Genomic DNA, 7,646 nt, shown 5'->3' with positions numbered 1-7,646 from the left:
TTTAGGAACTTCCGTCTTCACGTTTGGGTGTTTCGCGCAGTCTGTAGCAACTTCCGTCTTCCCTGTAGGAACTTCCGTCTTCACGTTTGGGTGTTTCGCGCAGTCTGTAGCAACTTCCGTCTTCCCTGTAGGAACTTCCGTCTTCACGTTTGGGTGTTTCGCGCAGTCTGTAGCAACTTCCGTCTTCCCTGTAAAAACTTCTGCTTTTGCTGTAGCAACTTCTCCTTTAACTTTACTGAGTCCTGAGTGAGAAAAAAGTAAGAGCGGGTTTACTCTACAGATTTCTAACACATCCAAATTTTTCATAAGCTCCCCCCTAGTTGCTTCTTGTGGAGCCACTGCGGTTATGAGAGGGAAAGAAGGGGGATAAAAATTGGTGAAATTACTCAAATTTCAGTCTTTTTAGGAAAAATCAACAATTTTACGCAGGACAAACTTTTAAAAAATTGTCCACTATAGAATTACTAAAAATTTAGGTTGTTTTTTCAGATAAAGGAGTATTAATTATGGCAAGGCACAAACGCGATTCACGTATTCTTAGCAAAGCTGAGATGCGCTTGGCAAGTATTAAATCTATCAGTCCTACTCTAGATGTAGGAGATAGTTTAACAGTTAAAGATTATACAGACAAAATTGCAAGTCTCCGTCAATCTCTAGAAGCCTACAATACCACTCTCTCTACTATTGATGTTTTATTAACACAAATCACCGAAAATGAACGAGACTTAGCAGACTATTCTGAAAAAATTTTGCTTGGTGTTGCTTATAAGTTTGGTAAAAATAGCCACGAGTATCAGATGGCTGGGGGTACTCGTAAAAGCGCTCGCAAGCGTACTGTGCGCCAAGGTGTTGTTTTGACTACCAGCTAAGAGCAAAACTCCTATCAATACGCTTTGCATAACCAAAGTAAAGATGAGGGGATGAGGAAAATTAGAAGGATACGGAATAGACATAGGAGTGAAAAAGAATTGTTTTGACGTAGCATTGCTACGTCTCTACAAGGGTTCTAGATAACGCATATTTAACTCAATTCCGTGGGTTTAAGTCCACCGGTTCAATAAAAATTTTGTTTTGTGTTGGGGTTAAATCCCCATTACAAAACAAAATTTACGAAAGCGTTGCGGGGCGTTTGCGATAGCGTCTCTAAGAGTTGCCCATTACGAATTACGTTAGCGCAGCGTTAGCGACGCAGGAGCGTCATTACGAATTATTTAAATTTCTGGAGATGTCTAATACAAAGATTTCACCCACTCCCATTCTTGTGTCAAACCTTCTCTCAAGGAGACTTGCGGCTGATATCCGAGAATTTTCTTTGCTTTAGATACATCAGCAGCAGTGTGGCGGGCGTCTCCCATCGCCTTTTCTATGTGGTTTCTTTTGATTGATTTCCCGACAATTTCTTCAATCGTATCCAAGACTTCTGCTAAAACTACCCTGCTACCGCCACCGATATTAAAGATTTCTCCCACTGCAACGGGTGCGATCGCTGCGGCTAAATTAGCGGCGATAATATCACTAACAAAGGTAAATTCTCGCGTTTGCTGCCCATCGCCGTAAATAGGAATTGCTTCATCCTGCAAAATCGATTTAAAGAACTTATTAAATGCCATATCTGGGCGCTGTTTGGGCCCATAAACTGTAAAATAACGCAATGTCACACAAGGTACGCCAAAGTTTTTGTGATATAGTTCACACAAAAACTCCGATGCTAGCTTTGTAATGCCGTAAGGAGAAACTGGTTGAGGACAAATTTTCTCATGGGTGGGTAATGTTTCTGCATCACCATATACACTTGATGATGAGGCAAACACTAATCTTTTTAGGTGTTTAGCATCTTTAGCTGCTTCTAGCAAAACTTGTGTAGCATTAATATTTCGTTCTGTATAACCTCGAAAAGCTTTACCCCAACTTGCTCTAACCCCTGCTTGTGCCGCTTGATGGTAAACTACATCAACATCTTCTAGGAGTTTCTGCCAATCTAAAAACTGCATATCTCCTTCAATTAATGTAAAGCCAGGTGATTGATGTAAGTGGGCAACATTTTTAAACTTTAACATCGGATCGTAGTAATCATTGAATTCATCAATCCCGATTACTTCTTCTCCTTGTTGCAGCAATGTTTCTGCAAGATGAGAACCAATAAAGCCAGCAGCTCCAGTAACAATAATTTTAGCCATGTTGCCTATTTTTTGATATTTTCATTAATCTCCATATTCACAGGTTAATACTTGTAACCAATAATCGTCATTACCTGAAGATGATTTTTTTTACTCAATTATTTTAATGGTTAAAAAACCCATCATAAATACTTAAATATTGTACTTGTATTGGAATAGTTTCAGTATATTTATTTAAATATTGCTATTGATAACAGTTATAATTATACTAATTAACTAAATTTGATTTTAAGATGAGGAAGTTTTCAGGCTTTTCTTAATTATCCTGCGATCGTAAATAGACCATGCTGTAGGGGCAAGGCGCAATGCTCATTGGTGTCAACTTAACGTGAAACCCTTGCAATGACGTTATATCAAGCCTACTCAATTACTAATTATGCCCTCGCAACCCCACCCCGCTTTTGTCTAGCGACAAAATCTCCCCTCCCCGTGAACGGGGAGGGGATTAAGGGGAGCCAGTGCGGTCTTGGGGTTCACCTGCGTGGAGCCGGATAGCGTGTGGGGTAAAACGGCTGTGGGATAAGCGTTTGAGCTTAAGTTGACACTAATGAGCAATGCTGTGCCCTTACGAAAGATATGGTTTTTAACCTTGACTCATATTTGGTATTTTTTGTCAATGCGTAAGTTCTATAGCTATATTTCTTATTGCCCCTGCTCCCCCTGCCTTTTTAGTCATAAGGGGGCTTGCACAAGTGTGAGAATTGGTGAAAAAATTGATCCGCGAGAGTGCTAAGGCATTCTCGTTTCGCAAGGGACGCACGAGGAAATCAGTGAAAGTTTTAGTTGTAGGTAATGGAGGGCGCGAACACGCTCTGGCATGGAAACTGTTGCAATCTAAGCAAATTGAGCAAGTTATCTGTGTACCAGGGAATGGAGGTACAGCAAGTATGGAACGTTGCCATAACTTGCCCCTAGCAGTAGATGATTTTGAGGGTATGAGCCGATATGCTCTCTCAAATGGCATAACTCTGGTGATAGTTGGGCCAGAAGTCCCCCTGTCTAAGGGAATCACAGATTACCTCCAAGATAAAGGACTGATGGTATTTGGCCCAGTCAGAGCGGGAGCGCAGATTGAGGCGAGCAAAGCTTGGGCAAAAGCCCTGATGCAAGAAGCGGGAATTCCGACGGCACGGGCTGCGGTATTTACGGAAGCAGCAGCAGCAAAATCATATATAAAAGCTACGGGAGCGCCAATTGTCGTCAAAGCTGATGGCTTGGCGGCTGGTAAGGGCGTAACTGTAGCTGAAACAGTTGCACAGGCAGAAAGTGCCGTTGATGCGATTTTTCAGGGACAATTCAGTGCTGGTGAATTTGTCGTCATTGAAGAGTGTTTAATTGGGCAAGAGGTATCAGTTTTAGCGTTAACAGATGGGGTAACAATTAGACCCTTGCTGCCAGCTCAAGACCATAAGCGGATTGGTGACGGCGATACGGGAGAAAATACTGGCGGGATGGGAGCATACAGCCCAGCACCGATTGCTACACCAGAGTTAATGGCACGCATTCAAACAGAAGTCTTAGAAAAGGCGATCGCAACCCTACGAGCTAAAGGCATTGATTACCGAGGTGTGCTGTATGCTGGGTTAATGATTGCACCCGATGGCGACTTGAAAGTTTTGGAATTTAACTGTCGTTTTGGCGATCCAGAAACCCAGGTGATTTTACCACTGTTAGAAACACCCCTAGAAGAATTGATTCTAGCTTGTGTACAACAGCGATTAAGCGAATTGCCACCCATTGCTTGGAAAGGGGGAGCATCTGCCACTGTCGTTGCAGCTTCAAGTGGTTATCCAGGAGAATATGAGAAAGGCCAGGTCATTACTGGCATTAGCGAGGCAGAGGCAACAGGAGCAACTGTATTTCATGCAGGTACAAAGTTGAACCAGCAACAAGAACTAGTGACAGATGGGGGTCGGGTATTAAATGTGACTGGAATCGGAGAAAATTTCGAGCAAGCGATCGCCCAAGCCTACGCAGGTATCAAATATATCCAGTTTGAGGGAATATATTATCGGAGAGATATTGGGCATAGAGTGGTCGTCAGCGTGAAGCATAGGGAAACCCCATAAGCATCCAATACTGTTCGGTTAAGCTTAAAAATAACTCCAATGTAGGTTGGGTTGAGGAACGAAACCCAACATTTTCAGAGCTTTGTTGGGTTTCACGACCTTCAACCCAACCTACAAATCTTCAAAACCTACGCAGTATTGCATAAGCATCCAGTCTAATGTCGGCTTTAAGGCTGGCACTGATTTCCATGAAGCAGCGAGGCTGACTTATACTTAAGCTATGCCCAAGTTAGACATTATCCATAACGCGGTAAAAAACGCACTTATAAAGGACGGTTGGGCGATTACAGACGATCCCTACGTAATTCAGTATCGAAGAACAACGTTATACGCTGATATCGGTGCTGAACGCCCCATTGGGGCTGAACGAGATGGAGAAAAACTTGTTGTTGAAGTAAAAAGCTTTGTTGGCGCATCAAAGATACAAGATTTGAAAGAGGCTCTCGGTCAGTATGACATCTACCGTTATCTTCTAGAGGAGACAGCGCCAGATCGTAAACTTTACATTGCTGTCGGTGCGATCGCTTAATAATTGCTTTTTCAACCAAGATGTGATTCAACTCATCGTCCACAAACATCAACTTCCACTCATTGTCATCGATACAGAGACAGAGGAGATCACACAATGGATAAATTAACTGACTATCCCAAAATAATTAAGCGTATCCTGACCGAATATATAGAACTATCTAACCGTCGTCCTAACATAGACATCGAAACATTCTTGATTATAGATGAGCCAAAGGGTCACTATATTTGGATGAACCTTGGTTGGCAAAATGGCGAACGGATTACTGGTATCACCGTCTACGTTCGGATTCGAGATCGCAAATTCTGGATCGAGGAAGATTGGACTGAAAATGGGATTGCAACAGACCTAGTTCATGCAGGTGTTGCCAAGGAAGATATAGTGTTAGGATTCCATGAGCCTAAGATGCGGCAGTACACAGATTTTGCAGTCGCATCGTAGCGGTGGCGCATTGGTTTGAATATCTTAGTGCTAAGTTCAAGTTTACTCCCCCATTCCCCATTCCCTAACATGTTTGTCAAATTAACTGTTAATTTTTTAGTTGTTAGGCTTTATAACAAAGACTATTAAAAACTTTATTTAAAATGCTAAGTCTGTTAAAAACAATTCGACATGCGATCGCTACTTGGTGGTCGGAGTTCACACTCCAGACCAAATTATTGGCTGTAGCCACAATGGTAGTTTCATTGGTGATGAGTGGTCTGACCTTCTGGGCTGTGAATACAATTCAGCAGGATGCGCGGATGAATGACACCCGCTTCGGTCGTGACTTGGGGCTGCTGCTTGCTGCCAACGTTGCTCCCCTAGTCGCTGACAATAATCTCACTGAGGTTGCCCAATTTTCTCAACGCTTCTACAGCAGCACCTCTAGTGTGCGTTATATGCTTTACGCTGATGAAACCGGAGAAATCTTTTTTGGCATTCCTTTTTGGGAAGCGGAGGTAGAAAACTCCCTCACCATTAAACGGCGGATACAATTGCCAGAAGATTACCCTGGTGATGGGGAAAAGCCGATGGTGCGGCAACACATGACTCCAGATGGAACAGTCACCGATGTATTTATTCCCCTGATCGTCAATAAAAAATACTTAGGTGTATTAGCGATCGGTATCAACCCTAATCAGACTGCTGTCATCTCCACCAATTTTACCCGCGATGTCACCATTGCCGTTTTTATAACCATTTGGGTAATGGTGATTTTGGCAGGAGTGATTAACGCCTTGACCATCACTAAGCCCATTAAAGAACTGCTGGTGGGGGTAAAGCAAATTGCTACCGGGAATTTCAAGCAGCGCATTGATTTACCTTTAGGGGGCGAACTAGGGGAGTTAATTTTAAGCTTTAATGAAATGGGAGAGCGATTAGAGCGCTATGAAGAACAGAATATTGAGGAACTGACCGCAGAAAAAGCCAAGCTACAAACCCTAGTTTCGACGATCGCAGATGGTGCTGTGTTGATTGATAACAACATGCAGGTGATTTTAGCTAACCCCACAGCAGAGCGAATTTTTGGCTGGGAAACTGCTGATGTGGTAGGTCAAAATCTGTTACATCACTTACCCCCATCGGTACAAATGGAAATCACTCGCCCTTTGTACGAAATGGCAGCAGGCGAATGCGAAAGCGCCGAATTCCGAATTTTTATTAACCAACCCATCCCGCGAACGATCCGCATTCTCTTGACTACAGTACTCAATGTGCAAAGGGAAAGCATCAAAGGCATTGCGATTACCGTCCAAGATATCACCCGTGAGGTGGAATTAAACGATGCAAAAAGCCAATTTATCAGCAACGTTTCTCACGAACTGCGAACGCCTCTAACCAACATCAAAAGCTATATTGAAACCCTACACGACTCCGGCGAAGACTTAGCTTTACAACAACGGCAAGAGTTTTTGCAAACAGTCAATTATGAAACCGATCGCCTAACCCGCCTAGTTAACGATGTTTTAGATTTGTCAAAACTCGAATCTGGTCGCAACTACAACTTCGATAGCGTAGATTTAACCCAAGCGATCGAGCAAACACTACGTACTTACCAACTCAATGCGAAGGATAAAGGTGTTGAACTCCTTCAGGAAGTTGCTCCTAATTTGCCGCTAGTAATGGGTAATTATGATCTGTTAGTACAAGTGTTTGGCAACCTGATTGGTAATGCCCTCAAATTCACCAAAGCCGGTGGTAAAGTGGCAATTCGCGCCTACCAACTAGATTTTAAACCCAGTCAAACCCAATCTTCTCCAGTGCGGATTGAAATTTCTGATACTGGAATTGGCATTGCCACAGAAGATCAACATTCAATTTTTGAACGCTTCTTCCGCGTAGAAAACCGAGTTCACACTCTAGAAGGCACGGGTTTAGGTTTATCGATTGTCAGAAATATCATCGATAGACATCGTAGTAAAGTCCATCTAGTGAGTGAAGTTGGTATAGGCACCACTTTTTGGTTCGACTTAGCCGCCTTTGAAGAAAAAGCGCCACCGATACAAGTTGAACCTATTGCGGAAGCATCCAAAATCACCACAGTTTGAAGATTGCAGAAGCATCCAAAATCATCACAGCCTGAAGATTAGGGATTGGGCATGGTTTGTTATTTTTGACCATTCCCTATAGTGGGGATTTTGGATGAAGCGTTTGAGGGGATTGCCCGCTGAAGGGGGGATAGCTGCCAATACGGTTCGGTGAAGGTGCATAGTCCTTAAAGATCCCCCTTAGTCCCCCGATAAATTGGGGGAAATAGAGCCATTATTAGCCCCCTTTTTAAGGGGGGTTGGGGGGATCAAGTCTTATCCGAACCGTATTGCATAAACCCGGATTTCTCACAAGCAATAAAAAATCAATTTACATGAGGTCATGTAAATTGATTTTTTT

General features: G+C 42.9%; 6 protein-coding genes and 1 pseudogene. 5 read left to right on the top strand and 2 right to left on the bottom strand.

What is annotated here, in order from left to right:
- Positions 1-306: hypothetical protein (locus LC586_RS17625; RefSeq protein WP_229486045.1), on the bottom strand; the 306-nt coding region annotated here is incomplete at its 3' end.
- A 200-nt stretch (positions 307-506) separates the two neighbouring features.
- Between LC586_RS17625 and LC586_RS17620 the strand changes: the two genes are divergently transcribed.
- Positions 507-869: a hypothetical protein gene (locus LC586_RS17620; protein WP_229486044.1), complete on the top strand. Its 363-nt coding sequence runs from the start codon at positions 507-509 to the stop codon at positions 867-869.
- Between the two features lie 360 nt (positions 870-1,229).
- On the opposite strand, the gene LC586_RS17615 is transcribed toward LC586_RS17620, so the two are convergent.
- Complete coding sequence (locus LC586_RS17615; protein WP_229486043.1) at positions 1,230-2,177, bottom strand: NAD-dependent epimerase/dehydratase family protein; 948 nt, start codon at positions 2,175-2,177, stop codon at positions 1,230-1,232.
- A 770-nt stretch (positions 2,178-2,947) separates the two neighbouring features.
- On the opposite strand from LC586_RS17615, the gene purD reads away from it, so the two are divergent.
- The 4 genes and pseudogenes from purD (at position 2,948) to nblS (ending at position 7,306) form a co-directional block, all read left to right on the top strand.
- Positions 2,948-4,246 carry a phosphoribosylamine--glycine ligase gene (purD, locus tag LC586_RS17610; RefSeq protein ID WP_229486042.1) on the top strand — a complete coding sequence of 433 codons (1,299 nt, stop codon included), beginning with the start codon at positions 2,948-2,950 and terminating at the stop codon, positions 4,244-4,246.
- Positions 4,247-4,466: 220 nt separating this feature from the next.
- Positions 4,467-4,884 (top strand): annotated as a pseudogene (locus tag LC586_RS17605) (XisH family protein).
- A complete protein-coding gene (locus LC586_RS17600) occupies positions 4,872-5,216 on the top strand; it encodes a XisI protein (protein WP_229486041.1) in 345 nt (114 codons plus the stop codon). The pseudogene LC586_RS17605 and the gene LC586_RS17600 overlap by 13 nt, the downstream one beginning before the upstream one ends.
- 143 nt (positions 5,217-5,359) lie before the next feature.
- Positions 5,360-7,306: a two-component system sensor histidine kinase NblS gene (gene nblS, locus LC586_RS17595; protein ID WP_229486040.1), complete on the top strand. Its 1,947-nt coding sequence runs from the start codon at positions 5,360-5,362 to the stop codon at positions 7,304-7,306.
- Positions 7,307-7,646: the final 340 nt, after the last annotated feature.

Source organism: Nostoc favosum CHAB5714, assembly GCF_020829495.1.
Taxonomy (GTDB): Bacteria; Cyanobacteriota; Cyanobacteriia; order Cyanobacteriales; family Nostocaceae; genus Nostoc; species Nostoc favosum.
Note: the sequence above shows the minus strand (reverse complement) of the source record. Positions and strands in the feature narration are given on the sequence as shown.

Excerpts from the sequence above, each read along its gene's own strand:
- nblS (WP_229486040.1), top strand. The coding sequence starts at position 5,360 with ATGCTAAGTCTGTTAAAAACAATTCGACATGCGATCGCTACTTGGTGG.
- LC586_RS17600 (WP_229486041.1), top strand. The coding sequence starts at position 4,872 with ATGGATAAATTAACTGACTATCCCAAAATAATTAAGCGTATCCTGACC.
- LC586_RS17620 (WP_229486044.1), top strand. The coding sequence starts at position 507 with ATGGCAAGGCACAAACGCGATTCACGTATTCTTAGCAAAGCTGAGATG.
- LC586_RS17615 (WP_229486043.1), bottom strand. The coding sequence starts at position 2,177 with ATGGCTAAAATTATTGTTACTGGAGCTGCTGGCTTTATTGGTTCTCAT.